We start from the raw sequence: 26756 nt of genomic DNA, 5'->3' as shown, positions 1-26756 counted from the left end.
TTCATAAATTTTAGTCTTGTACTACTATATCTTTTACGTCATCTAAAAGATATTCAGGTTGTAGGTTTACATGATTAATACCAAAATCATTATATAAAAGTTCTTCAATTTCATGTAAAATCACATTGAATTCAGATAAAGATATATTTTTATTAAAATCAATATGAGCTTCCATATGAACTTCAAATTCATTTAACTGCCAAGTATGAATATGGTGCACATTTTTTACTTCAGAAATTTGACTAATACGTTCATTTACTTTTTTAATGTTTATATTATCAGGCGTATACAGCATTAATATTTTAAAAGAAGATTTAAATAAATCGTACCCTACAAATAATAAATAAATTGCTATTAGAATTGTTAATACACTATCTACCCAAAACACTTGGTAGTATTTCATTAATAATCCACCAATTAAAACAGCTATCGAAGCGGCCATATCTGAAAACAAATGAACATACGCTGAGCGCATATTCATATTTTCTTTGGAGTCTTTCTGAAGCAATAAAACACTTAATCCATTCGCTGCAATCGCTAATAAAGCTAACCAAATAACTATTTCGCTTTCTATTTCCTGTGGATTATAAAAACGTTCAATAGCTTCAAAAATTAAAATAAAACCTACAATTATTAAGGTTGATGAATTAATAAAAGCAGCCATTATTTCGGCTCTTTTATAACCAAATGTTCTTTTTAAAGAGGCTTTTTTTTTTGAAAAAATATCTGCTATATAACTTATTACTAATGAAATAACATCGCTAAAGTTGTGTAGCGCGTCTGAGAGTAAAGATAAACTCCCTGAAACTATTCCACCTATTACTTGAGCAACAGTTATTAAAATATTTAAAAGGATTGTAAATAATAATTTTTTACCCTTTAAACTACTATTTGAATGTGAGTGCTTATGTGAATGATAATGACCCATGATCTTAGGAACATTTTATTTTATCTACCCTGGTTTGGTGACGACCTCCTTCAAATTCTGTCGCTAAAAAAACTTTAACCATTTCTAACACTTGAGGTATTGCTGTAAAACGAGCGGGGATACATAAAATATTTGCGTTATTGTGGCGTCTTATTAAATCTACGATTTCTTTATTCCAACACAATCCAGCTCTAACATTTTTATATTTATTTGCTGTCATCGCTACTCCATTTGCACTACCACAAATTAATATCCCTACATCTACTAAATTATCATTAACAGCTGCAGCAACAGGATGTACAAAATCTGGATAATCTACACTATCTAAGGTATCTGTCCCATGATTTATAACTGAGATATTTTGTGATTCTAAATATTTAATAATAGCAAATTTATAATCGGGTCCAGCGTGATCGTTACCTATAGCTATTTTCATGTTTTCTATTTTTAACAAAGATACTAATTATACAAACTAGGTTATTTTAAAATTTAATTAATATGGTTAGTTATATTAAAAGTGGTTAATAAGCTTGTTAACTAATGTTAATAATTTTAGAAGATGTTTTTTAGGATATTAATATTTTATTTTCCATAGGTTTTTTAAAAGTTAGTATCAAAATTATAACCCTTCTATTTTTATAGAAGTTATTAATAAAAATGTATTAGATATTAAACAAAAAAAATAAAAATATTATTAAAAATTTATTGTTAATTTCTATATTTAAATTTGTTAATATAATAGGTATCTTCTTATTTATCAGTTATAAAATATAATGATAACATGTTAATAAATCAGAACAAAAAGATATAAGTTGAAATCAAAATAAAAAGATATAAAGTTATAGTAGCTATTAACATGCTATAATAGCCATCATTATTTATTTTAAAATTTAATTAAAAACTGATATTTATATAATAGATGTTCATAACCTGATTTAAACAATTTTTAAGTCTGAAGTTGAATCTAAATCCTTCATAATTTTAATTGCTTTTTGTTCGTCATTTTCATGAACCTGAAGTCGAATTCCTCCAAATGCATTTGAATGAAATGGTAATACATTTATTACTGTTTCATTTAAAAAGACATGACGTATTTCATTTTGCTGAAGAACTAACTTTAATACAGCATAATCACTAGGATAGGTAAATCGAGCGATTGTTTTAAAATGTTCCATAGTAATCTATTTAGGTTTCTACTAAGATAACAATTATATAATATTTCTATTAGTTAATAATTGGTACATTTACACCCAATAATAAAATAAAATGTCGAAAAGAAATAAACGCGGGGGAAATACTAATACAAATAATCTTACCCAATCCATCCTTTCCTATTTAAGAAAGGATACTTCAAAACCAAACAACCATAAACAAATTGCTGCAGCATTAGGAATAACTGATGCTAGTGGACGAAACTTAATTATAAAAAAACTTAGAAAATTACAAGTAGAAGGTAAAATACAAGAAATAGATCGTGGAAAATTTTCCATTGTATCTAATCAACATTACCATAAAGGAAGAGTCGATCTAACAAGTCGTGGTCAAGGTTACGTGGTTATTGAAGAATTAGAAGATGATATTTTCGTCTCTTCAAAAAACTTAAATCACGCCTTACAAGATGATATAGTTGAAGTATATATTTTTAAACGCAATAAAGGAGGTAAAAAAGAAGGAGAAATAACTAAAATAATTCAGAGAAAACGAACTGAATTTGTTGGAGTAATTCAAATTCAAGAAAATTTTGCCTTTGTAAATTGTGCAGGATTTAAAATGTATACCGATATTTTTATTCCGAAGAAACATTTTAATAATGCGAATGATGGAGATAAAGTATTAGTATTAATGGAAGATTGGCCTGAAAAAGCTGATTCTCCCTTCGGAAAAGTAATAAAAGTATTAGGAAAACCTGGAGAACACAATACTGAAATTCATTCAATTTTAGCGCAATACGGTTTACCTTATGAATTTCCACCTGAAATTGAAAAGTATGCGAACGATTTAGATACTAGTATTCAACCAGAGGAAATTAAAAAACGACGTGATATGCGTCAGGATTTAACTTTTACAATAGATCCAAAAGATGCAAAAGATTTTGATGATGCTTTATCATTTAAAGCATTAGATGATGATACCTATGAAATTGGAATTCATATTGCAGATGTTTCACATTATTTAATTCCGGGAACGGTATTAGATGATGAAGCTTTCGAAAGAGCAACTTCAGTTTATTTAGTGGATCGCGTGGTACCTATGTTACCAGAAGTACTTTCAAATAATGCCTGTTCATTACGTCCTAATGAAGAAAAATACACCTTTTCTTCAGTGTTTAAAATAAATAAAAAAGCAGAAATAATAGATCAATGGTTTGGAAGAACAGTTACCTATAGTGATGCTCGATTTGCATATGAAGAAGCACAACATGTGATTGAAAATAAGGAAGATGAAGCGCATACAATTCCTTCTAAAATATCAATTACAGGAAAAGAATATGTAGTAGATAAAAAAATAGTTAAAGCGATTTTAAAATTAGATGAGCTTGCTAAAATTCTTCGGAAAGAAAGAATGAATCACGGTGCTATTTCTTTTGATAAAGTTGAAGTAAAATTTAATTTAGATGAAAATAATACTCCAGTTGGAGTTTACTTTAAAGAAAGTAAAGATGCTAATAAACTGATTGAAGAATTTATGTTGCTAGCAAATAGAAGTGTTGCAGAATTTATTGGAAAGCAACGAAGTGGCGATGAAAGAAAAACTTTTGTATATCGTGTTCATGACCAACCAGATGATGAAAAAATAGCAGCCTTAGAAAATATAATCAAACGATTTGGTTATAAATTAGACACACGTGACCCTAAGACTACAGCGACTTCATTAAATAAATTATTAAAAGACGTTCATGGAAAAAAAGAACAAAATTTAGTAGATACACTTACGATTAGAACCATGAGTAAAGCTGTATATACCACAAATAATATTGGTCATTACGGATTGGCTTTTGATTACTATACACATTTTACTTCTCCTATTCGACGGTATCCAGATGTAATGGTTCATCGTTTATTACAATATTATTTAGACGGTGGAAAAAATGCGAAGCAAGAAGAATTTGAAGAAAAATGTAGGCACAGTAGTGATATGGAAAACCTTTCTTCTAAAGCAGAACGAGAGAGTATAAAATACATGCAGGTTAAATTTATGAAAGACCATGAAGACCAAGAGTTTTTAGGGGTTATTTCAGGTGTAACTGAATGGGGAGTCTATGTAGAAATTTCAAGTAATAAATGTGAAGGAATGGTACGCTTACAGGATATTCGTGATGATCATTATGTTTTTAATAAAGAAGAATATGCAATTATTGGTGAGCGATCAAAAAATATGTATCAGCTTGGTGATGAGGTATATGTAAAAGTTAAAAATGCTGATTTAGTAAGAAAACATTTAGATTTTGAAATGTTAGGAAGTAAAAACGCTATAGAAAATTAATATAAACTGTAACATTTTATTAATTCTTCAATCTTTATAGGAAACAGTATAAAATGAAAAACATAGCAAGTATTTTAATAGTTTTAATTTCTTTATCAACTTTTGCTCAAAGCGAATTAGTTAAAGAAGTAGGTGATATTTCAGTAGTTAAGGTATTCGATTTAATTGAAGTTAACTTAATAAAGTCTTCTGAAAATAAAGTAGTTGTTAAAGGTGAAAATGTTGATGATGTAAAAGTAATCAATGATCAAGGGAAATTAAAGATTAGAATGTTGCTTGAAAGACGTTTTAATGGAAACGAAACCTTTGTAGAAGTTCACTATACATCTTTAGATATTATTGATGTAAACGAAGGATCAGTAATAGTTTCCAATGAACTTATTAAACAAAACACGATAGAACTGAGAGCTCAAGAAGGGGGTAAAATACACGTTGGTTTAGATGTTAATTTTGCTAAAATAAGAGCAGTAACAGGAGGAATTATAGAAGCTTCAGGCTTATCAAAAAGCCAAGAAATAGTGTTAAATACAGGAGGAATTTTTGAAGGAAGAGAATTAAATACTGAAAACACTAAAATAAAAATCACAGCAGCTGGAGAAGCAGAGATAAATGCTTCAAATAAAGTTGATGCTAGCGTAACAGCTGGAGGCGAAATTTATATTTACGGAGAACCTTCTACGGTAAATAAAAAGACGTTTGCCGGCGGAAGTATTCAAATCATGAATTAATTTCAACCATTATATTTTAATAAAATAAAAAAGAGATTATAATATTTATCTATTATTCTGAATAGTTTACATTTACCAAACTATGTTTGATGGTTTATTATACGCAGCTTTTTATGGTTTTCTCCTGGCATTTGCAATAGGCCCCGTATTTTTTACACTTATTGAAACTAGTATTACAAAAGGAATTAAAGCAGCAATATTTTTCGATTTAGGAGCTTTATTTTCAGATTTTGTATTTATAATTATTGCCTTTTATAGTACCTCTCAAATACTTGATAAAGTAAAAGACGATCCTGGATTACTTATTTTTGGAGGTGTAGTGTTAATTGCATTTGGTGTAATTTCATACATACGTACTTCTAAATCCTTTATTAAAATAGTTAGAGAACACTATTCGGTTCAAACCAAGAAAAATCATGGAGGGCTTTTCCTTAAAGGGTTTTTATTAAACTTTGTGAACTTTGGTGTATTAGCGGGTTGGATTGCAACAATAATAATAGCACAAGCAGTTACAACCCATAAAAACGGAGTTCTTTTGTTTATATCTACCGTAATGATCACCTTATTTTTAACTGATTTATTAAAAATATTTCTCGCTAAAAGATTGAAAAGTAATTTAACACCACGATTTATTATTAAAACCAAAAAATGGGTTAGTATTTTAATTATTGGTTTTGGTATATTATTATTACTTCAAGGAATTTTCCCAGATAGAATCCAAAAAGGGATAAAAAAAATCCCTGGAACCGAACAACTACAAGAAATAAATTTGAATGTATAAAAAAACCCCTCAGATATTCTGAAGGGTTTCTTGAGGCGTCGAGCGGATTCGAACCGCTGTAAGAGCTTTTGCAGAGCCCGGCCTAGCCACTCGGCCACGACGCCATAAAATTCCTATGAAAACAGGAACATATTTTACAGATGGCAAATATAAAAGATAAACTCGAATTTAATCAAATTAATTGGTAATTATCTTTTGGCGCTCATAGTTACACTAACTTCAGCTACATCACCACCAATCGGAGGGTTTACTTTTGAAACAGTAACTGTTACCTCATCAACCATTCTAATTTCTTGAAATACAGTAGATATAATTCGTTGACCCACGTGTTCTAATAACTTAGAGCGAATTGCCATTTCATTTTTTACTATTTTTTGAATATGTACATAATCAACGGTATCATGTAATTCATCTGTTTCAGCAGCTTTATTTAGATTTGCTTTTACAGAAATATTCACTAAATAATCTGATCCAATCTGCCCTTCTTCAATCATACATCCATGAAAGGCATATATTTTTATATTTTTTAAACGTATTGTACTCATTTCAACTATTTTTGCAAAGATACTTTTAATCTCGAAAATGATACGGGAAGTTAAATATTTAAGTTTTTTTATTCAGAATAAAAAATGTCAGAAACAAGAGAGTCGCTTAACTTTATAGAGCATATTATTGAAGAAGATTTAGCTAATGGAATGGCTAAAGATCAATTACGTTTTCGTTTTCCACCAGAACCGAATGGATATTTACATATTGGTCATACTAAAGCGATTGGCATTAGTTTTGGTTTAGGTGAAAAATACAAAGCTCCAGTCAACTTAAGGTTTGATGATACGAATCCAGCTAAAGAAGAACAAGAATATGTAGACGCTATTAAAAGAGACATTACTTGGTTGGGTTATACTTGGGATAAAGAATTATATTCTTCAGATTATTTCCAACAATTATATGATTGGGCGGTTATTTTAATAAAAGAAGGAAAAGCATATATAGACTCACAATCAAGTGAGGATATGAGAGCACAAAAAGGAACTCCAACGCAAGTAGGAACAAATAGTCCATATCGTAACAGATCTATTGAGGAAAATTTAGCTCTTTTTACCCAAATGAAAAACGGTGAATTTGACGAAGGAACTCATGTGTTGCGTGCTAAAATAGATATGGAGGACCCAAATATGTTAATGCGGGATCCATTAATGTATCGTGTTTTAAAGAAATCACACCATAGAACAGGAAATGATTGGTGCATTTACCCTATGTACGACTGGACACATGGTGAAAGTGATTACATTGAACAAATTTCACACTCATTGTGCTCTTTAGAGTTTAAACCCCACAGAAAGCTTTATAATTGGTTTAGAGACGAGGTGTATCAGCATAGTTCAAATAAGTTTCCTAACATTCCAAATCAAACAGAATTTGCTCGATTAAACCTAAGCTATACCATTATGAGCAAACGTAAATTGCTTCAATTGGTTGAAAATGGAATTGTAAAAGGATGGGACGATCCTCGCATGCCAACTATTTCGGGACTACGAAGAAGAGGATACACTCCAACTGCAATAAAAAAGTTTATAGAAACTGTCGGTGTAGCAAAACGTGAAAACGTGATCGATGTTTCTTTATTAGAATTTTGTATCCGGGAAGATTTAAATAAAACGGCAGATCGAGTGATGGCAGTTTTAGACCCTATAAAATTAGTTATTACAAATTACCCTGAAGGTAAAGAGGAGTGGCTAGAAGCTGAAAACAATCAAGAGGATGCTTCTGCCGGACATAGAAAAGTGCCATTTTCTCGTGAACTTTATATTGAAAAAGACGATTTTAAAGAAGAGGCAGGTTCTAAGTTTTTTAGACTGAAATTAGGAGGCGAAGTCCGCCTTAAAAACGCATATATTATTAAAGCTGTAAGCGTTGTAAAAGATGCGAATGGCACTATTACAGAAGTGCATTGTACCTACAGCGAGGACACCACAATCCGAGTAAAAGGAACCTTGCATTGGGTTTCTATTCAACATGCAATTACAGCTGAAGTAAGAGTGTATGATCGTTTGTTTAATAATGAAGCGCCAGATAATAATAAAGAGAAGGGTTTTATGGAGTTTGTTAACCCAAATTCCCTACATGTTTCTGAAGCCTTTGTTGAACCTAGTTTAGCTACAGTACAACCAGGAGATAACTTTCAGTTTCAACGATTAGGTTATTTTAACGTAGATAAAGACAGTACTTCTGAAAAATTAGTATTCAATAAAACAGTTGGGTTAAAAGATTCTTGGGCCAAACAAAAACCACAACCGCAATCTAATCAACAGAGATCACAACCGCAACCACAAGCAAAACGTAAAGCGATTAGTGTTATTCAGCAATTAGGAAAAAAATACACGAATCTACCAGAAGAAAAGCAGTTAAAAGTAAAAGAAGACATTCAAGAGCTAGCCAAACAGGTGGTTTATGATGAACTTCAACCTTTATTTGCAACCGCTGTTAAAAAAGCTGGAACACGTATTGCGGCTATGATAACCTTAAGTGTATTGCTTAAAAACGGACAAGAAAGAAACGAAGAGGTGAATGATTTCATCTCTAAAGCTTTAGAGGATAAAAATGAATTACTGGTAGAAGAGGCTAGAAATATTTAACGATTCCCATTAAATGATTTAAATTTACTAAGGACTATTTTTACAGATTCATCTTTTAAAATGGTTCGTATCTCAGAAATACTTCGATCCATAAAAGAAGTGATAACCCAAAGGTATTTATCTTGTTTTTTAAAGTGTTTGTTTAGTAAAGAATAATCTTCATAGCTAGCAGATATTCCCATGTTTGGATATTGCTTTAATACTTTTTTAATACTTATTACTTCAGATTGAATAATTGAATCTTGTTTTGTAGAAAGGCGATACGGCAAATAATAACTTATTAAAAAGCCACTTTCCTTAAATATGGGAAGAGATGTTGGATCTTTAGATTCGATTAAAACTTTGTTCATCGGATAAGAACGCTCTTTAAAAATAGAAAGTAATAGTGCTAAAATTTCTTGTGAATTTTCTTGCGTTAGGTTTTTTATATCTAGCCAAATAAATGGAGTTTTTGATTTCGGTATTTCTTCAAAATAACTCCTAAAATTTAAATGTATTGAGTTCGTTGGAGGATGGTTTACATCAAGCAAATTTTTATTTTTATGGTATACTAGATCTAGTTCAATTCCGTCAAAATAATGCAATGCTGATTGAAGTTTCTCAGTACTATTTACTCTATGTGCAAATACTTTATCATAATGTCCTAAAAACTCAATTTTATATGGGCTATACTGATAAACAAAAGGGCTTATAAAACAAAATATCAGTCCGAATAAAAAGCGTTTTTTAAGTTTACCGAGCATCATAATCCTCTCCATTTTTTATGATTCGTTTCGTTTCTTTAAAGTGTGAATTAAAGATACTATTTGTTGGCTGAAAGAGATTAAATTTAATATCACTTATTTCAGAAAAACTATGTATAAAATGTTCAAGGTTATATTTTTTAAAACGATTTTTCTTTAAAAACTCAAACTTTGGATGATTATTTTTATATGATTCAGAAGCCCAAACAATAAATGGTATTTCATACATTGGAGATGTTCCGTGGTATTCATTATGCCCCGCAATATCATTGTATACATCAAAGATATCATCCCCATGGTCTGAAAAATACATTACGTAACTATTCGTGTTGGTTTTTCTTATTTTCTCAATTATCTCTCTCACAATAAAATCATTATAACGCACAGAGTTATCATATTCATTTGTTAATGAAATGGCTTTTTCATGCGTAAATTTTTGATTTTCTCGTACTCCATTAAAATACGAATAGCTCTCAGGATATCTGTTATCATAACCAGAATGAGTACCTATTAAATGAATAAAAATTATTTTTTTTTCTTTTTTTTCTAAAATAATATCATCAAGCTTTGGTAATATATTTTCATCATATATATTAAACATATAATCATTAGAAGATAAAAAATATTTAAAATCAGCCCCACCACTAATTAATGATGCAGTACTTTCATGTAAACCAACTGGTCTTTGATTCGATAACCAATACGTTGTATATCCAGCTTGATTTGAAAGTTGAACAACGGAGGCGTTTTCTTTTTTATTTGGATCGTTAAAATTTGAAAGGGTAAGGATTTTTTCTAAAGCATTAATAGTATGTACATGCGGCGTTATTACATCTTTAAACACTATTAATTCGTCTTCAATCTCGGTCAATAAAGGGTTAGTTTCTCTAGAATACCCATATAATTGCATGTGCCATTTAGATGTAGATTCCCCAATAATTACTACATGTATTTGAGGGCTTTTATTAAAAGAATCTACTTTAATTATTTTGCTATGTTTTTGAGCTATGTTTTTTTTTAATAGCTTTTTAGTGCTTAAAAAATCTTCATAAGTATAATAACTTGTTAGCACTATATTTTTATCTTGAAATTTTAAGTGAATTAGATATAAACTTATAGGTATAAGCAATAAAGCGACTATTTTTAAAATACTAAAGCTTAAGTTTTCTTGTAAGCTTTTCTGAAAAAAAACACGTATTGACTTTACAAAATAAAGTAGGTAAGGATTTAATAATAACAACAATAGAACTATAGTGAAATAGTTAACATAGTTTGATAAGAAATCGGTAGCTTCTACTGCATTAGTTTCAAAAATAACAAACAATGCTGAAGCACTTATTTTTACTCCATAATGATGATAAAAACTTATTTTTATAAATATTAATACAGAAAGTACAATAGTAAATAGAAGCAATAACCATTTTCGAATTTTTACTTTTGGAATAATTAATATGCAATTAAAAAAGACAAGCGATAATAACCCAAAAGCAATAATTTCTTTCAAGTATTCTTTTGCATATGGAATTACAAACCAACCAAAAATAAATAAAACCAAAAAAGGGTAAAACACAAATAAACCTATTGTAAAAATAGATTTTAAATGTATTTTTTTGAGATTTAACATCATTATTAAATAGTATTCTTAATCATCAAAAATACTAATTAAAATATGAAACAATTAAATCAAATTAAGAACCTCAATCTTTCATTTTATTTATAATTCCTTTTGTTCTGTTTAATTTTCCTCTCCTCCCTTATTTGATTCCCCACTAAAAACAAGTAATCATACTATTTAGCATATAGCTCCTGGCAATTCTATTAAATACGGTAATTTTAAAACCTACGCTATAATTACAGATAGTTAAAAACGCACCAAAACGTTCTAAAATAGTTAAAGTTTGTTGTTTTGCAATAATTATAACCGGAACCACAGAAAAAAATTAACCCATGACACTAAAGTTTAAAGGGTTAAACATTTGAAGACACAAAAATAAAGTTATTTTTGCGCCCATTAAAGAAAGACCCTATGAGTATTAAAAACATTTTATTTGTTGCTTTTTCACTACTAATATTTCAACAATCTTTTTCGCAAAGAAACTTTGATAGTTATAATAGATTAGGTCTAAATGGTGGGATCACTTTATTCGATATATCAACTTCAGACTTTGTAACCTCTCAAGAAAGTGGAGCAATGGGTGGATTTACCACGCGCGGTTCATTTTATAATAATTTCGATTTAATCTTCGGAATTAATTTTGTGAGTAATAACATTGGTATTAAAGGCGCTAAAGACGGAAACACACAATTTATTGATTACTCATTGCAAGCCGCTCAAATTAATTTTTTAGCTAGTTATAATATTATTAAGCATCATTTAAGTCTTGAATTTGGACCGATTTTAAATGTAAATGGTAAAATGAAACTAAAGAGAAATGGTTTAGATGACTATATTATAGATGGATATAACGCCTTAAGGGCAGATGAAATACAGGATATTTCTAAAATAAACTTTCATGTTACTGGAGGAGTTTCAGCGGGGATAGAAAACTTTAGGCTGTCTGCAATGTATCAATACGGAGTAACCAACATGCTAAATAAATTAAACGATAAAGAACTAGAAAACACCGATTTTGAAGGGCACAGTTCTAGTATTGTTCTTATGGTTGTTTTCTATTTTTAAGATAAAAATACAATTGCATTTTTTACTCTTTTAATTGTTTCTTTTTTCCCTAAAAGAAAAGCAATATCAAACACATCTGGACCTTTCATTTCTCCCACAAGCGCTAATCTTAATGGCATCATTACTTTCCCAAAACTAATTTCTTGAGAAGTAATCCATCCTTTTATTTTTTCTGAAAGACTAGCTGACGAATAATCTTCTAGCTCTTCTAATATTTCAAGAACAGACTGAAGTATTTGCGGTGTATCTTCTTTAAAAGCCTTTTTTGAAGCTTTCTCATCATAACTATTAGGTGTTTCAAAAAAGAAACTTCCTTGTTCCCAAAGATCACTTACAAATGTAGCGCGCTCTTTTAGGGAAGAAACAATGGTTTTTAAGATTTGATTGTCATTTCGAGTGAAACGAGAAATCTTAATAGATTCATCACTATCGTTCTGAATGACAGAAAATCGATTTTGTAGAAACACAGCAAACTGATTTGTTAAATCATCTTCACTCATTTCTTGTAGGTAATGATGTTGAAACCATTTTGTTTTTTCAGGATCAAAACGTGCTCCCGACTTATTTACCCTGTCTAAATCGAATGTTGCAACTAATTCTTCAAGACTAAAAAACTCTTGTTCAGTTCCAGGGTTCCAGCCCAATAAAGCTAAAAAGTTAATCACTGATTCAGGTAAATAGCCATCTTCTCTATAGCCTGAAAATATATCTCCTTCAGCTGTTTTCCAGGCTAATGGAAACACAGGGAAGCCCATTTTATCGCCATCTCTTTTGCTTAGTTTTCCTTTCCCGACGGGTTTCATAATTAAAGGAAGATGTGCAAATTCCGGAGATTCCCAGCCTAATGCTTGGTATAAAGCAATATGTAATGGAACTGAAGGCAACCATTCTTCCCCACGAATTACGTGAGTGATTTTCATAAAATGATCGTCAACAATATTTGCTAAATGATACGTTGGCATTCCATCACTCTTAAACAATACCTTATCGTCTAATAATTCTTTTTTAAACGATACATGACCTCTTATTATATCTGTAGTTGAAATTGTTCCCTCAGGACCTTCGTTCTTTAGGTCAAGCATTTTAAAGCGGATCACATAATCGTCTCCGTTTTTAATCTTAGTTTCCACTTCTTCTTGAGACAAAGAAATAGAATTGTTTAATTTTTCTCTATTATGCCAATTATAGATAAATGTTTTACCATTTGCTTCATCGTCTTTTCTGTGCGCATTTAATTCATCTGAAGTATCAAAAGCATAATAAGCATCGCCTTTTTCAATCAATTGATCAGCATATTGTTTATACATATGCTTGCGTTCACTTTGACGATATGGACCAAAACCTCCAGGGTTTTCTGGGCCTTCGTCAAAAGGAATATTTAGCCAGTTCATTGCTTCAACTATATATTCTTCTGCACCTGGCACATATCGATTTTGATCGGTATCTTCTATTCTAAGTATAAAGTCACCACCGTTTTTTTTAGCAAATAAATAATTAAATAATGCAGTTCTAACACCACCAATATGTAGAGGTCCTGTTGGGCTAGGAGCAAATCGAACACGTACTTTCTGACTCATATATATATCCCACGAAAGTGGGAATCTTTTTATTTTAAACGTAGCTATCTGCGTTAAGAGAGAAAACTGTTTAAAAGGTGAAACATAATTAAAGGCTGCAAAGATACAAACCTAACCCTTCATTTCAGCAGGAATTCTTTTATTCATAATCGAAAACCATAAGGGAGGAACTAAAGCTAAAACCAGCGATGTTGGATAGCCATAAGGCATTTGCGGACTGGTTTCATGGCAATCCAACAATTGATATTTTTTATGTGATTTATAATGGTGGTCGCTATGTCGTGTTAATTCATACAACATAATACGCCCTAAAATGTGGTTAGAATTCCACGAATGTATTTCAGCAACTCTTTCGTAACGGCCGCTTTTGATTTTATTTCGTCGCAATCCATAATGTTCGATATAATTTATAGATTCTAATAAAACGATGCCAATAACAGCAATTAGAATAGCGAACAACATAATTTGAAGACTTAAAAAGTAATAAATAGCGCCTAAATACAAAGATTGAAAAATCACATACCAAAGCATATCGTTGTAAATCCCGAGAAATCGGGATTCTCTTGATTTTAAAAGATTTCCTTGAATTTTCCAAGCACTAAAATATTGCCTACTAATAGAAGTACACCAAAAAGAATATACGGTTTGATTGTATTTCGCACTTGCGGGGTCTTCTTTTGTAGCCGCATTTAAATGATGACCAAAATTATGTTCTATATAAAAATGCATATATAAAGAGGGTAGGAGTAAAAACTTACCAGCCATTTTTTGCCAAGTACTTTTTCTATGACCTAATTCATGTGCGACATTAATTCCGTTAGACCCAAGTACAATCCCTACGGAAAAGATAAGACCAATTAATTCTGTTGCGGTATAATTATTAAACTGTAAACTCCATAAAAACCACCCTAAAATACCGTAAACAAAAGGAATGTTTAATAATAACAATACATCAAAAAAGAAGCTTTTAGACTTTAGATCTCTTTCTTTTTCTGAATTATTTTTATTCTGAAGTGGCAATAATATTTCAAGAATAGGGATTAGTACAAAGGCAAAAATAGGAGTAAAAAAACTCCAATATCCCTGTAGGCTTAATCCGATAATTGCTGATACAGGAATTGAATACGCCACCAAGTATTTTAAATCTATCATAAAATTAAGTTTCGGACTAATATTTGTGCTATTTTAGATGTTAATTCCTGTATAAACAGGAATCTTAATTATTAAAATGTGTAAAGCTGGTAGAGATTCCCGCTTTCGCGAGAATGAAATGAGTAGCTTTAATATTATCCAGCAAAAGCTGGAACAATTTATAAAAAAATATTATACCAATGAATTAATTAAAGGAATTATTCTTTTTTTGGCAATTGGCTTGCTGTATTTTTTAATTACCCTATTGATCGAATATTTTCTATGGCTTAAACCTTTGGGAAGATCAATTCTTTATTGGCTTTTTATTGCAGTTGAATCTTCATTATTCATAAGGTTTATCGCTTTCCCATTATCAAAACTATTTAACCTTCAAAAAGGTATTAGTTTCGAAGAGGCTTCCAAATTAATAGGAAATCATTTTCCAGAGGTCAGCGATAAGTTATTAAATGTTATTCAGTTAAATCAGAATCAAATACAATCTGAACTATTATTAGCAAGTATTGATCAAAAATCAACCGAATTACAGCCAATTCCGTTTAAAAGCGCTATTAATTTCAAGAAAAACAGCAAATATTTAAAATACGCTGCCATTCCAGTAGTTATATTTCTATTGATTCAATTTTTAGGAGAAAAGGATATTTTTTCTAGTAGTTATAAGCGGGTAGTAAATTATGACACAGCTTATGAGCCGCCAGCCCCTTTTTCTTTTTTTATTTTAAACAAATCATTACAGGCAATTGAAAATAAAGGCTATACTTTAAAAGTTCAAACCAAAGGAGAAGTATTTCCTGAAAATGCGAGCATTAGTTATAACAATGAAACCTATTATTTACATCAAATAGCCCCAGGGTTTTTCGAATATACCTTCCTTCAACCAAAAGAACCTATTGACTTTAATTTTAGTGCAAATAATGTGACTTCGAAAGAATTTACTTTAAATGTAGTTAAAACGCCATCACTAAGTTATTTTGAAATGAAACTTGATTATCCATCTTATATTGGTAAAAAGGATGAAATATTAAATAGTACTGGAAATGCCACTATTCCTGAGGGCACAAAAGTTACTTGGGATATTTATACAAAAAACACCAAGGAGGTTTCTTTAAAAACGAAGGATACAACAGTAGCTTTTACTGTTATTAAAGAGGGTAATCCAGAAAAAGGCACAGCGTTTACGCATAAAAAAAGTGTATATAGAAAATTAGATTACACTATCACAACTTCAAATAATGAATTAAAGGATTATGAAAACCTTTCTTTTACTTTAGGCGTGGTTCGGGATCAATATCCTGAAATTTCTGTAGAATCAAAGCGAGATAGTACCGATAGTCAAAGGGTGTATTTCTTCGGAAAAGTGTCTGATGATTATGGACTTACCAAACTTCAATTGGTGTATTATCCAATCGGGAATGATAGCCAAAAGAAAAGTAAGTCACTTTCTATAAGTGCTAATAATTTTGATGATTTTGTTTTTTCTTTCCCAGACGATATTGTTTTAAAAGATGGAGTCGCTTATGAATATTACTTTGAGATTTTTGATAATGATGCGCTACATAATTACAAGTCAAGTAAATCTTCTTTGTTTTTCTTTAAAAAATTAACGCAAGATGAAAAAGAAAAGGAGCAGCTTCAAAATCAAGAAAACACCATAAACGGATTAGACAAATCACTTGAAAAGCTGAAAGATGACGATAAAGCCCTTCAAGAATTATCAAAAACTCAAAAAGAGAAAAAAGAACTTAATTGGAATGATAAAAAGAAGCTAGAAAATTTTATAAAAAGACAGCAACAACAGGAGCAGATGATGAAGAATTTTTCTAAGGAACTTAAAGAAAACTTAGAGAATTTCCAACCTGAAAATGAAGAAGATCCATTTAAGGAGCAGTTAAAAGAACGTTTAGAAGAAAATGAAGAACGTCTTAAAAAGAATGAAAAGTTATTAGAGGAATTAGAAAGATTACAAGATAAAATTCAGAAAGAGGATTTAACAGAAAAGCTTGAAAAGCTAGCGAAGCAAAATAAAAACCAAGAAAAAAACTTAGAGCAATTAGTAGAGCTTACAAAAAGATATTATGTTACAAAAAAGGCTGAAAAGCTTTCAGAAGAACTTTTCAAACTTGCAGAAGAACAAGAAAAGCTAGCCGATTCAAAAAAGGAAGAGAATACCAAAGAAGCACAAGAAGAATTGAATAAGAAATTTGAGGAATATAAAAAGCAAATGGATGATCTTCAAAAAGAAAATGAAGAATTAAAAAAACCCATGGAACTCCCTCAAGATAAAATAGGTGAAAAAATTGTGGAGAAAGAGCAAGAAAATGCTACAGAAAAACTGAAAGAAGAAAATCAGAGTGGAGCTTCTGAAAATCAAAAAAAGGCCGCCAAAAAGATGAAAGAAATGAGTCAGCAAATGCAAGCTGAAATGATGTCAGGTGGGGGAGAGTCTATGGAAGAAGATGTAGAAATGCTTCGCCAAGTATTAGACAATTTAGTTGTTTTTTCATTCGAACAAGAAAATCTAATGAATGAGTTTAAATCCATAGATTATGGAAATGCTGTTTTTGGAAAAAAACTAAACAAACAAAATGATTTAAAATTAAACTTTAAACACATAGACGATAGTTTATTTGTACTGGCATTACGTCAACCTCTTATAAGCGAGAAGATCAATTCATCAATAACAAACATAGAGTTTAATTTAGATAAAAGTTTAGATCGATTGGCTCAAAACCAAATACGCCAAGGAATATCTAATCAACAATATACTGTCACAAATGCAAATGAGTTAGCGGTGCTTTTAAGCGATTTATTAGGTAATATGCAAAACCAAATGGGGATGGGAATGGGAAAGGGTAAAGGAAAAGGACAAGGCGAAGGTCAAGGAGAAGGGAAAGGTTTTCAGTTATCCGACATTATTAAAAAACAAGAAAGTTTATCAGAAAAAATGAAAAAAGCTGGTAAAAAAGGAAAAGGTGAAGATGGCAAAGAAGGTGAAGGAGAGGGTGAAGGAGAAGGACAAGGCGAAGGAGAGCGTGAAGGACAAGGTGATGGAAAAGGTGAAGGTCAAGGAGAGGGTGAAGGACAAGGTGGTAAAAACGGAAAGAAAGAAGGAGAAAATGGTAATGGGAATAGTGAAGAAATGAATGGCGAATTATTTGAAATTTATAAAGAACAACAAATGCTACGTCAGCAGCTTCAAGATAAACTAAGTAAAGAAGGGTTAAATGGTAGCGGAGGAGATCTGTTGAGAGAAATGGAAGGAATAGAGCAGCAGTTATTAGATAAGGGTTTTAATGATAGAACGCTAGAGCGAATGTTAAACTTAAAATATGAATTATTAAAATTAGATAAAGCAAATTTTAAACAAGGACAAGAATCTAAGCGTGAATCACAAACTAATAGAAATAAGTACCGAAACAAATTAAGAACAGACCCCGAAGAGATAAAAAAATATTTTAATACCATTGAAATACTCAATAGAGACGCCTTACCTTTGCGTCAAGAATACAAACAGAAAGTACAAGAGTATTTTAAAAAGAAAAATGATTGAATTTTATTCAGAAACTGACTTCCAACTTACTAATCCAAATGAGATTACAGATTGGATTTCAACTATAATTGCGAATGAAAAACATGAACTAGGAGAGATTACATTTGTTTTTTGTGATGATACGTATCTTCATAAATTAAATGTAGATTTTTTAAATCATGATACCCTAACAGATATTATTAGTTTCGACAACAGTTTAGGGAAAGAAATACATGGTGAAGTTTATATATCAATTGAACGGGTAAAAGAAAATGCACAAATTTTCGATGTTACATTTTTAGATGAATTACACCGAGTTATGATACATGGGATTCTTCATTTTTGTGGCTATAAAGATAAATCGAAGGAAGATTCATTACTTATGAAAAATAAGGAAGATGAAGCTTTAACAGGAAGAGTTTTTTTATAGTTGTTTGATATTCAATTTATTACAAATACAATCACCTGATTATAAGTTATTTAACTATATTTGCAGGCTTAATTTTAATTTTACTGTTCCACGTGGAACAAATATATATATATGTTTCCTAATAAATACGATGTTATAGTGGTTGGTGGAGGCCATGCGGGTTCAGAAGCCGCAGCTGCCGCTGCTAATTTGGGGTCTAAAACCCTATTGGTTACAATGAACCTTCAAAATATTGCGCAAATGTCTTGCAATCCCGCCATGGGAGGAATAGCTAAAGGACAAATTGTGCGCGAAATTGATGCCTTAGGCGGTTATAGCGGGATTGTTTCAGATTCTTCAGCAATCCAGTTTAAAATGCTAAATAAATCTAAAGGACCTGCTATGTGGAGTCCTAGGGTACAAAGTGATCGCATGCGCTTTTCTGAAACTTGGAGGTTGATGTTAGAAAATACCCCTAACCTAGATTTCTATCAAGAAATGGTGTCTGGGCTAATCGTTGAAAATGATGAAATAGTTGGGATACGAACCTCGCTTGGACTAGAAATACGTTCCAAAACTGTTATTTTAACGAACGGAACTTTTTTAAATGGATTAATCCATATTGGAGATAAAAACTTTGGCGGAGGAAGAGCTGGAGAATCTGCTTCAACAGGAATTACGAAAGATCTTATTGATTTTGGTTTTAAGGCTGGAAGAATGAAAACGGGAACACCACCGAGAGTTGATGGTCGTTCTTTGGATTTCTCCAAAATGATTGAACAACCAGGAGATGAACATCCGGAAAAATTTTCCTATTCAGATAAAACATCTAGATTGACGAAACAACGTTTGTGTTATATGTCTTACACAAGTACGCAAGTTCATGAACTACTAAAAGAAGGGTTTGAAAAATCACCGATGTTCAACGGAGCTATAAAAAGTTCTGGACCTAGATATTGTCCTTCTATTGAAGAAAAAATAAACAGATTTGCAGATAAGGATAGGCATCAATTATTTGTAGAGCCTGAAGGATGGAACACTGTAGAATATTATATCAATGGTTTTTCAACTTCACTTTCTGAAGATGTTCAATACAAAGCATTAAAGGAAGTTGCAGGTTTTGAAAATGTAAAGTTTTTTAGACCTGGATATGCAATCGAATACGATTATTTTCCACCCACACAATTAAGACACACTTTAGAGACAAAATTAGTTTCAGGGCTTTATTTTGCAGGTCAAATTAATGGAACTACAGGATATGAAGAAGCGGCTTCTCAAGGATTAATGGCGGGAATAAACGCACACTTAAAAGCCAAAGAAAAAGGAGAGTTTATATTAAAAAGAAATGAGGCTTATATTGGAGTATTAATAGATGATTTAATTACGAAGGGAACAGAAGAGCCTTATCGAATGTTTACATCAAGGGCAGAATATAGAACTTTATTGAGACAAGATAACGCTGATTTTAGATTAACGCCAATGGCTCATAAATTAGGTTTAGCATCTGATGAACGAATGAAAACCATGGAAAAAAAGCAAGAAAAATCTAATGCTTTTATTCAATTTTTTAAGGACACGAGTGTAAAACCTGAAATAATAAACCCTATTTTAGAAGTAAAAGATTCTGCTTTAGTTAAGCAAAGTGATAAATTATTTAAACCATTTTCTCGTCCAAACATTACAATGGATGATATGAGAAAAATTGATAATGTCGAAGCTTTTATTAAGGAGAATGATATAGATGAAGAAGTGTTACAGCAGACCGAAATTCAAGTTAAATATGCGGGTTATATAGAAAAAGAAAAGAACAATGCAGATAAGTTAACCCGACTTGAAGGGATACGAATTCCTGAGAATTTTGATTATTCCAAACTTAAATCTCTATCGTATGAAGCTTTAGAAAAATTAAGAGCGATTAAGCCCGTAACGGTATCACAAGCTTCAAGAATAAGTGGAGTTTCACCAAACGACATTTCAGTATTGTTAGTTTATATGGGGCGTTAGAACATCCGTACTGCCTATTGTATTAAAAATTTAGTTATTGATGTTTCACGTGGAACAATCATATTATTTGTTTTAAATTAAATCCTATTTTCCTGTTTTGAAAACTAACCCTAAGGACATCTTTTTAACCGCTAAGGATTATTTAGTGAGTGGAGAAACATTTGATTTATTGTACGATGCAGAAAGAAAAATGTTAATTACAAGTCCGCAACCTTCATTAGAAAACGTATCAAAATACTACGAGAGCAAAGAGTATATTTCTCATACCGATAATAAAAAAGGTTTAATAAATAGTTTATATCAGCAGGTAAAAAAAAGAGCCCTACAAAGTAAATCGGACCTTATTTTTAATTTGAATAACGGGACAGGATCATTATTAGATATTGGAGCGGGAACAGGAGATTTTTTAAATATTGCAGAACAGAAAGGCTGGAAAATTAATGGAGTAGAACCCAATAAGAATGCAAGAGATTTAGCGGCTTCAAAAAATGTAATATTAAAGGAAACTCTGAAGGAATTTACAGGAAATAAATTTGACGTAATTACCCTTTGGCATGTATTAGAACACCTTCCTAATTTAGAAGATACCATTCACAAGATAGAAAATTTATTAGCGCCAGGAGGCACTTTGATTATTGCGGTCCCGAATTATAATTCATTTGATTCCAACTATTATAAATCGCATTGGGCAGCTTTTGATGTGCCAAGACATTTATGGCATTTTTCACAAAGCGCTATGAAAGTTATTTTTTCAAAAGAGTTAAGCTTACATAAAATTAAACCTCTGGTATTTGATTCATTTTATGTAAGCCTGCTTTCAGAAAAAAATAAAAATGGCAACACTAATTTTGCCAAAGCATTTTTCATTGGATTGTGGTCAAATATTTCTGCATGGAGTAGCAAAGAGTATTCCTCCCTTATTTATTGTTATAAAAACACTAAATAAATTGTTTTAAGCACATATAAGCTCTTTTCACCTAATAAGTAATACAATTGGGTTCGTCAAAAATTATTCGATAAATACAACTATTTGAAACACCTTCTTGACATAAGGTGTATTTATAGTAAGAAAATAAGCTATAAAAAATGCTTATGCTAATTCTTTTCTGTGAATAAGACGCGTAAGTTGAATTGACAAGTCAGTAAAAATTATTTTTGCATTACCGTTTCGTTCAATATGATAAGAAGCATCTTCTAAAGCTGAAGAGATTTCAAAAATATTATTTTGATGAACAAACGGGGCAAATTTTTCAATTGAAAATTTTGGATCTTTACTTTCAAAATATAAAAGAGAATCAGCTTTGTAATTTTTTAATAATGCTTGTCTAAAGATTTCTTGGCAATAGGATAGAAATTTTTTTTGTGTCTCTCTTCCTTCTTTTGCAATTCCTTCACTCCAGGTTAATAATTGATTGATTGCTCCTTTATTTCCCTTTGCTTTAAAAGCGGTGCGTACCCACTGTATAAACCACTCTTCAAAAATAACATCATCTCCATCATTGGCTAAAATATGTAATGCTTTGTTTAAATCACCGTTAGATTGGTGGCTTATTTTTTTAGCCACAGAAGATTCAACGCTATGATTATCAATAATATATGTTGAAATATCATCTTCAGAAAGTAAAGGGAAATGTAATTTTTGACAACGCGATTGGATGGTAGTAAGTACCTGTTCTTCATTTTCTGTAAGCAATAATAATAATGTTTTATCAGGCGGCTCCTCAACAAGTTTAAGGATTTTATTAGAACATTCAGTGTTCATTTTTTCAGCCATCCAAATAATCATAATTTTATATTCACCCTCGTAAGCTTTTAATGATAATTTTTTAGAAATTTCTTCAGATTCATTTTTACTAATATTCCCTTGTTTGTTTTCAATCCCTAAAGATTGATACCAATCGTATAATGAACCATAAGGGTGGTTTAAAACAAATGCTCTCCATTCATTTATAAAATGAGAGGAAACAGGATCTTTCTTTATAGTGTCATTAGTATTAACAGGATAAATAAAATGTAAATCGGGATGTGATAATTTTAAAACCTTTTGAGCACATAAGTCATAAGCCGCAGAATTTTTTTCTAGGCGATGACAAAGAATTTCTTTAGCATAACATAAAGCCATTGGCAACAATCCAGAGCCAGCTTTTCCAATAAAAAGTTGCGTGTGAGGGATGCGCTCATTTTCAATAGTTTTTAAAAGATGTGCTTTTAGGTGTTTTTGACCAATTACTTCTGAAAAATTCATTCACAAATTTACATATATTCTGAATAAAAAAAGGAGCAAATTAATTGCTCCTTTTATAATATATTAAAGAGTTCTTAATCCATATAAATAAATCCGTTTTTTACATTACCATTACCTGGATTGGTCCATGAAAATGTTCCAGAACTAACAACACCACATGCATCGTTATAATATAAGCCCCCTCCTGCTCCTATATCCCAAGAAGTAGTACCGCTAAAATTTGATGTTTGAGAATGACTTATTACTGCATTTGGATTTCCTGAAAGATCTCCCATTTGAGCATTTAATGGAGTTCCAGGAAAACAAGGATAGTTAAAAGTATTGAACGTTGAGGCAGAATACATATTACCATTAAAAGAAACTACTGCTGAATCTATTAATTCATATCCAAAGCCTATAGGTGCTAAAACACCAGTTGAAATTAAATTCCACGTACCGTTAAAAGAACCATTATCGGTAAAAGTTCCAGTAAAACTAAAAGGCATTCTACTATTCTTTCCTTTTACAACTTTAGCAAAAAACTCTTCGTTATCTAAAGTAATATTTGAAAATACAGGTTGATTATAATCATTTAAATTTACAGTAAAAGAACCTTTGTCACTTATAAAATTGTAAATACTAGATTTAAAATTCAAGGATTCTGAATCCAATTGATACGTTATTTTATCTCCATTTACCATTTCAAAATAAGCACTATAATGTTTATTATTTGAGATATTTAGCCAAATTTTACCTCTCCTTTGATTAATACCTGAAGCTATCACTCCGTGGTATAATCCTTTTTCAGAATTGTCATAATTAGTATTAGGCAGTTGCACATTAATTGGTGTTTCTAAGTTATATTCTAAATTAGAATTTGTTTCAGTTTCCACCATTTGTTCTTGTGAACAATTGGTAAAAAAAACAATAGACATAATTAAGAGTAATAGGTTGAGTTTTTTCATGATTATAGCAGTTTTAATTTAATTAGTTTTTTAAATATAGTTTAAATACAAAATCCTAATAGTTTAATTAGGATTTAATTAATAACGAATTAAGTTATATTTGCAAATCTAAATATATAAAATAATACCGCTGTGAAAACCCTTAACGACTTTAATTTCGATAATAAAAAAGCATTAATCCGTGTGGATTTTAATGTTCCTTTAAATGAAAATTTTGAAGTAACTGACGCCACTAGAATTGAAGCTGCAAAACCTACCATTATTAAAGTTCTTGAAGATGGAGGCTCTTGTATATTGATGTCTCATTTAGGGAGGCCTAAAAATAGAGAAGAAGAATTTTCATTGAAACATATTGTCAATAAAGCAAGTGAAGTTTTAGGCGTTAATTTAAAATTTGTTGCTGACTCTATAGGCCCTTTGGTTGAAGAAGCTGTTGCTAATTTACAATCGGGGGAAATATTATTACTTGAAAATTTACGATATTACCCTGAAGAAAAAGCGGGAGACAATGCATTTGCAGCAAGCCTTTCAAAACTAGGCGATATCTATATTAATGATGCTTTTGGGACCGCACATAGAGCACATGCTTCTACAGCTGTAATTGCTGAATATTTTCCTGAAAATAAATGCTTCGGAACATTATTAGTTTCAGAAATAGAAAATTTAAATAAGGTGTTAACCCAAAGTGAAAAACCCGTTACTGCGATTATTGGTGGAGCAAAAGTTTCTTCAAAAATTACAATTATTGAAAATATATTAGATAAAATAGATCATTTAATTATTGGAGGCGGAATGGCTTTTACCTTTATAAAAGCACAAGGAGGAAAAATTGGAAATTCTTTAGTAGAAGATGACAAACAAGAGTTAGCGCTTTCGATACTTGAAAAAGCAAAACAAAAAAATGTACAAGTTCATTTGCCAGTTGATGCATTAATTGCAGATCAATTTTCAAACGATGCCAATACAGAAGTTTGTAGCATTAGTGAAATCCCTGATGGTTGGATGGGTCTTGATACTGGATCTGAGACAAACACTAATTTTGCGCAAGTAATATTAAATTCTAAAACGATTCTATGGAATGGTCCAGTTGGAGTGTTTGAAATGGAATCATTTGCAGCAGGGACTATTTCTCTTGGAAATGCGATAGCGAAAGCAACTAAAGAAGGCGCTTTTTCATTAGTTGGAGGAGGAGACTCAGTAGCGGCAGTAAAGAAATTTAATTTAACAGATAAGGTGAGTTATGTTTCAACAGGCGGAGGAGCCATGCTAGAAACGCTAGAAGGAAAAACACTTCCAGGAATATTGGCGATGGAAAATTAATAGGCATCAAAATATGTTAAAAATTTTCACCTTGCCTCCATTTCTTTACCTTTGCTAAAATTTATAAAAATTGTTGCGTTAGACTTATTATGAGGGTATTTTTAATATGTATATTAATTGTTTTTTCAAGCAATGAGATTTCTGCTCAAGAGGATAGTCTTTCCAATAAAGCTACACAAGAAAATCAAGGCTTTCAGAAAAAAACAATTCAATTAATTGATTCCATAACTGTAAAAGATGTTACGGGTGATATTCCTAGAACGATTGTAAAAACTATCGTAAAAGACACTATTGTATTCGATTTAAAAGATCTTTCTGAAGCAAAAATTTCCGATAGTCTTTGGTTAAAAGAGCTATATAATACCGAACGTTTTGAAGATGTGTACGGAAGTATTTCAAATTTAACCTATGATGTTGTTGATTATGAAGAGTTGCCTACCGAAGTTTTAAAACAACGTTTGGAAGATTTAAACGCAAGAACTCCTTTTAATGTAGAGTATAACCCAGCACTTGAAAGTGTTATAAAAGGGTATTTAAAAAATAGAAGAAGAACGATGGGAAAATTAATGGCATTGAGCGATTATTATTTTCCGATGTTTGAACAAGAATTAGACAAACATAATCTTCCATTAGAAATAAAATATTTAGCCATAGTTGAGTCTGCATTAGTGCCAACGGCAAAATCTCGGGTAGGAGCAACAGGACTTTGGCAGTTTATGTATGCTACTGGAAAAATATTTGGACTTGATGTTAACTCTTATGTAGATGATCGTTCAGATCCTGTAAAAGCAACGGAAGCTGCTTGTAAATATTTAAAAAGCTTAAACAAGAGTTTTAATGATTGGGATTTAGCCTTAGCAGCTTATAATTCGGGACCAGGGAATGTTTCTAAAGCAATTCGTAGGTCTGGTGGTTACAGAAATTATTGGAATATTAGAGATAAATTACCACGTGAAACAGCAGGATATTTACCCGCATTTTTAGCAACCATGTATATTTTTGAATATGCAGAAGAACATGGCTTTAAAAGCAACGGACCCATACTTCCTTATGTTGCTACAGACACAGTTGAAGTAAAAAAAATGATTTCACTTCAACAAGTGGCAGAGGTTGCTAATATTGAATTAAAGGTTTTAAATTTTTTGAACCCATCTTATAAACTAGGAATTATTCCTGTTGTTAAAGATGAAGTTTATATGCTTCGACTACCTATAGAAGCAATGGGCAAATTTGTTACCCATGAAGAGGCTATTTACGCTTATGCAAAAGCAGAGTTTGATAAAAGAGAAAAGCCTTTAGAAAAAGTTTTTACTAAATCTGATAAAATTAGATATAGAGTTAAAAGCGGAGATTATTTAGGTAAAATTGCTTCTCGATATGGAGTTGGTGTTAGCCAGATAAAAAGGTGGAATGGATTGAAAAGCACCAAATTACGAATTGGTCAGCGACTTATAATTTACCCAAAAAGGATGTAAGGCTTTATTTTTTTTTGAAGTCATTGCTTTCAAATTAAAAAATGGAACGATATTAGCTTCAAATATATCTGTACTATTAAAATTGCATTTATTTATTATTAATCAATCTTTTATGAAGTGAGTAT

At 31.0% G+C, this 26756-nt stretch carries 21 protein-coding genes and 1 tRNA gene; 11 read left to right on the top strand and 11 right to left on the bottom strand.

What is annotated here, in order from left to right; translation table 11 throughout:
• Positions 1-10: 10 nt before the first annotated feature.
• The 3 genes from ABXT64_RS05545 to ABXT64_RS05535 all read right to left on the bottom strand — a co-directional run bounded on the left by ABXT64_RS05545 (position 11) and on the right by ABXT64_RS05535 (position 2103).
• Complete coding sequence (locus ABXT64_RS05545; RefSeq protein ID WP_443634599.1) at positions 11-928, bottom strand: cation diffusion facilitator family transporter; 918 nt, start codon at positions 926-928, stop codon at positions 11-13.
• A 4-nt stretch (positions 929-932) separates the two neighbouring features.
• The gene (gene rpiB / locus ABXT64_RS05540) at positions 933-1364 is read right to left on the bottom strand and encodes a ribose 5-phosphate isomerase B (RefSeq protein WP_443634597.1); all 432 of its coding nucleotides are present in this window, start codon (positions 1362-1364) and stop codon (positions 933-935) included.
• Between the two features lie 499 nt (positions 1365-1863).
• A complete protein-coding gene (locus ABXT64_RS05535; RefSeq protein ID WP_443634595.1) occupies positions 1864-2103 on the bottom strand; it encodes a DUF2007 domain-containing protein in 240 nt (79 codons plus the stop codon).
• A 91-nt stretch (positions 2104-2194) separates the two neighbouring features.
• On the opposite strand from ABXT64_RS05535, the gene rnr reads away from it, so the two are divergent.
• The 3 genes from rnr to ABXT64_RS05520 all read left to right on the top strand — a co-directional run bounded on the left by rnr (position 2195) and on the right by ABXT64_RS05520 (position 5920).
• The gene (gene rnr / locus ABXT64_RS05530; protein WP_443634593.1) at positions 2195-4411 is read left to right on the top strand and encodes a ribonuclease R; all 2217 of its coding nucleotides are present in this window, start codon (positions 2195-2197) and stop codon (positions 4409-4411) included.
• A 53-nt stretch (positions 4412-4464) separates the two neighbouring features.
• Positions 4465-5139 (top strand): head GIN domain-containing protein, encoded by a 675-nt coding sequence (locus tag ABXT64_RS05525; RefSeq protein WP_443634591.1) that lies wholly within the window; start codon positions 4465-4467, stop codon positions 5137-5139.
• An 82-nt stretch (positions 5140-5221) separates the two neighbouring features.
• The gene (locus ABXT64_RS05520) at positions 5222-5920 is read left to right on the top strand and encodes a LysE family translocator (protein WP_443634589.1); all 699 of its coding nucleotides are present in this window, start codon (positions 5222-5224) and stop codon (positions 5918-5920) included.
• Between the two features lie 33 nt (positions 5921-5953).
• Here ABXT64_RS05520 and ABXT64_RS05515 read toward each other — a convergent pair.
• Positions 5954-6024: transfer RNA gene (locus tag ABXT64_RS05515), tRNA-Cys, on the bottom strand.
• Between the two features lie 84 nt (positions 6025-6108).
• A complete protein-coding gene (gene folB / locus ABXT64_RS05510; protein ID WP_443634587.1) occupies positions 6109-6465 on the bottom strand; it encodes a dihydroneopterin aldolase in 357 nt (118 codons plus the stop codon).
• Positions 6466-6549: 84 nt separating this feature from the next.
• On the opposite strand from folB, the gene ABXT64_RS05505 reads away from it, so the two are divergent.
• Positions 6550-8556 (top strand): glutamine--tRNA ligase/YqeY domain fusion protein, encoded by a 2007-nt coding sequence (locus tag ABXT64_RS05505; RefSeq protein WP_443634585.1) that lies wholly within the window; start codon positions 6550-6552, stop codon positions 8554-8556.
• Here the strand turns inward: ABXT64_RS05505 and ABXT64_RS05500 are convergent.
• Positions 8553-9302 (bottom strand): hypothetical protein, encoded by a 750-nt coding sequence (locus tag ABXT64_RS05500; RefSeq protein ID WP_443634584.1) that lies wholly within the window; start codon positions 9300-9302, stop codon positions 8553-8555. The two genes, ABXT64_RS05505 and ABXT64_RS05500, sit on opposite strands and share 4 nt — an antisense overlap.
• Positions 9289-10926 (bottom strand): sulfatase-like hydrolase/transferase, encoded by a 1638-nt coding sequence (locus ABXT64_RS05495; RefSeq protein WP_443634582.1) that lies wholly within the window; start codon positions 10924-10926, stop codon positions 9289-9291. The genes ABXT64_RS05500 and ABXT64_RS05495 overlap by 14 nt, the downstream gene beginning before the upstream one ends.
• A 399-nt stretch (positions 10927-11325) precedes the next feature.
• Between ABXT64_RS05495 and ABXT64_RS05490 the strand changes: the two genes are divergently transcribed.
• Positions 11326-11979, top strand: a complete 654-nt coding sequence (locus ABXT64_RS05490; RefSeq protein WP_443634580.1) for a hypothetical protein — start codon at positions 11326-11328, stop codon at positions 11977-11979.
• Here the strand turns inward: ABXT64_RS05490 and gltX are convergent.
• Together gltX and ABXT64_RS05480 are read right to left on the bottom strand one after the other, a co-directional pair.
• A complete protein-coding gene (gene gltX / locus ABXT64_RS05485) occupies positions 11976-13556 on the bottom strand; it encodes a glutamate--tRNA ligase (protein ID WP_443634578.1) in 1581 nt (526 codons plus the stop codon). The genes ABXT64_RS05490 and gltX overlap by 4 nt on opposite strands.
• A gap of 111 nt (positions 13557-13667) precedes the next feature.
• Positions 13668-14708, bottom strand: a complete 1041-nt coding sequence (locus ABXT64_RS05480; protein WP_443634577.1) for an alkane 1-monooxygenase — start codon at positions 14706-14708, stop codon at positions 13668-13670.
• 274 nt (positions 14709-14982) lie between these two features.
• Between ABXT64_RS05480 and ABXT64_RS05475 the strand changes: the two genes are divergently transcribed.
• The 4 genes from ABXT64_RS05475 to ABXT64_RS05460 all read left to right on the top strand — a co-directional run bounded on the left by ABXT64_RS05475 (position 14983) and on the right by ABXT64_RS05460 (position 21593).
• Positions 14983-18255, top strand: a complete 3273-nt coding sequence (locus ABXT64_RS05475) for a DUF4175 family protein (protein ID WP_443634575.1) — start codon at positions 14983-14985, stop codon at positions 18253-18255.
• Positions 18248-18664: an rRNA maturation RNase YbeY gene (gene ybeY, locus ABXT64_RS05470; protein WP_443634573.1), complete on the top strand. Its 417-nt coding sequence runs from the start codon at positions 18248-18250 to the stop codon at positions 18662-18664. The genes ABXT64_RS05475 and ybeY overlap by 8 nt, the downstream gene beginning before the upstream one ends.
• Positions 18665-18775: 111 nt before the next feature.
• On the top strand, positions 18776-20647 hold the full coding sequence (mnmG, locus tag ABXT64_RS05465; protein ID WP_443634571.1) for a tRNA uridine-5-carboxymethylaminomethyl(34) synthesis enzyme MnmG: 1872 nt from the start codon (positions 18776-18778) through the stop codon (positions 20645-20647).
• 97 nt (positions 20648-20744) lie between these two features.
• On the top strand, positions 20745-21593 hold the full coding sequence (locus tag ABXT64_RS05460) for a class I SAM-dependent methyltransferase (RefSeq protein WP_443634570.1): 849 nt from the start codon (positions 20745-20747) through the stop codon (positions 21591-21593).
• 144 nt (positions 21594-21737) lie between these two features.
• Here the strand turns inward: ABXT64_RS05460 and ABXT64_RS05455 are convergent, their stop codons facing one another.
• Positions 21738-22892: a DNA polymerase III subunit gene (locus ABXT64_RS05455; RefSeq protein ID WP_443634568.1), complete on the bottom strand. Its 1155-nt coding sequence runs from the start codon at positions 22890-22892 to the stop codon at positions 21738-21740.
• A gap of 74 nt (positions 22893-22966) precedes the next feature.
• Complete coding sequence (locus ABXT64_RS05450; RefSeq protein WP_443634566.1) at positions 22967-23836, bottom strand: hypothetical protein; 870 nt, start codon at positions 23834-23836, stop codon at positions 22967-22969.
• A 132-nt stretch (positions 23837-23968) separates the two neighbouring features.
• Between ABXT64_RS05450 and ABXT64_RS05445 the strand changes: the two genes are divergently transcribed.
• Positions 23969-25156, top strand: a complete 1188-nt coding sequence (locus ABXT64_RS05445) for a phosphoglycerate kinase (RefSeq protein ID WP_443634564.1) — start codon at positions 23969-23971, stop codon at positions 25154-25156.
• Positions 25157-25245: 89 nt separating this feature from the next.
• The gene (locus ABXT64_RS05440; RefSeq protein WP_443634562.1) at positions 25246-26631 is read left to right on the top strand and encodes a transglycosylase SLT domain-containing protein; all 1386 of its coding nucleotides are present in this window, start codon (positions 25246-25248) and stop codon (positions 26629-26631) included.
• Positions 26632-26756: the final 125 nt, after the last annotated feature.

Source organism: Candidatus Marifrigoribacter sp. Uisw_064, assembly GCF_047730175.1.
Classification (GTDB): Bacteria; Bacteroidota; Bacteroidia; order Flavobacteriales; family Flavobacteriaceae; genus Marifrigoribacter.
The sequence above is the reverse complement of the archived record's forward strand: the minus strand, read 5'-3'. Positions and strand labels throughout refer to the sequence as shown.

Bases quoted from the DNA above. Each gene is read 5' to 3' on its own strand.
- ABXT64_RS05545 (WP_443634599.1), bottom strand. From the start codon at position 928: ATGGGTCATTATCATTCACATAAGCACTCACATTCAAATAGTAGTTTA.
- rpiB (WP_443634597.1), bottom strand. From the start codon at position 1,364: ATGAAAATAGCTATAGGTAACGATCACGCTGGACCCGATTATAAATTT.
- ABXT64_RS05535 (WP_443634595.1), bottom strand. From the start codon at position 2,103: ATGGAACATTTTAAAACAATCGCTCGATTTACCTATCCTAGTGATTAT.
- rnr (WP_443634593.1), top strand. From the start codon at position 2,195: ATGTCGAAAAGAAATAAACGCGGGGGAAATACTAATACAAATAATCTT.
- ABXT64_RS05525 (WP_443634591.1), top strand. From the start codon at position 4,465: ATGAAAAACATAGCAAGTATTTTAATAGTTTTAATTTCTTTATCAACT.
- ABXT64_RS05520 (WP_443634589.1), top strand. From the start codon at position 5,222: ATGTTTGATGGTTTATTATACGCAGCTTTTTATGGTTTTCTCCTGGCA.
- folB (WP_443634587.1), bottom strand. From the start codon at position 6,465: ATGAGTACAATACGTTTAAAAAATATAAAAATATATGCCTTTCATGGA.
- ABXT64_RS05505 (WP_443634585.1), top strand. From the start codon at position 6,550: ATGTCAGAAACAAGAGAGTCGCTTAACTTTATAGAGCATATTATTGAA.
- ABXT64_RS05500 (WP_443634584.1), bottom strand. From the start codon at position 9,302: ATGATGCTCGGTAAACTTAAAAAACGCTTTTTATTCGGACTGATATTT.
- ABXT64_RS05495 (WP_443634582.1), bottom strand. From the start codon at position 10,926: ATGATGTTAAATCTCAAAAAAATACATTTAAAATCTATTTTTACAATA.
- ABXT64_RS05490 (WP_443634580.1), top strand. From the start codon at position 11,326: ATGAGTATTAAAAACATTTTATTTGTTGCTTTTTCACTACTAATATTT.
- gltX (WP_443634578.1), bottom strand. From the start codon at position 13,556: ATGAGTCAGAAAGTACGTGTTCGATTTGCTCCTAGCCCAACAGGACCT.
- ABXT64_RS05480 (WP_443634577.1), bottom strand. From the start codon at position 14,708: ATGATAGATTTAAAATACTTGGTGGCGTATTCAATTCCTGTATCAGCA.
- ybeY (WP_443634573.1), top strand. From the start codon at position 18,248: ATGATTGAATTTTATTCAGAAACTGACTTCCAACTTACTAATCCAAAT.
- mnmG (WP_443634571.1), top strand. From the start codon at position 18,776: ATGTTTCCTAATAAATACGATGTTATAGTGGTTGGTGGAGGCCATGCG.
- ABXT64_RS05455 (WP_443634568.1), bottom strand. From the start codon at position 22,892: ATGAATTTTTCAGAAGTAATTGGTCAAAAACACCTAAAAGCACATCTT.
- ABXT64_RS05450 (WP_443634566.1), bottom strand. From the start codon at position 23,836: ATGAAAAAACTCAACCTATTACTCTTAATTATGTCTATTGTTTTTTTT.
- ABXT64_RS05440 (WP_443634562.1), top strand. From the start codon at position 25,246: ATGAGGGTATTTTTAATATGTATATTAATTGTTTTTTCAAGCAATGAG.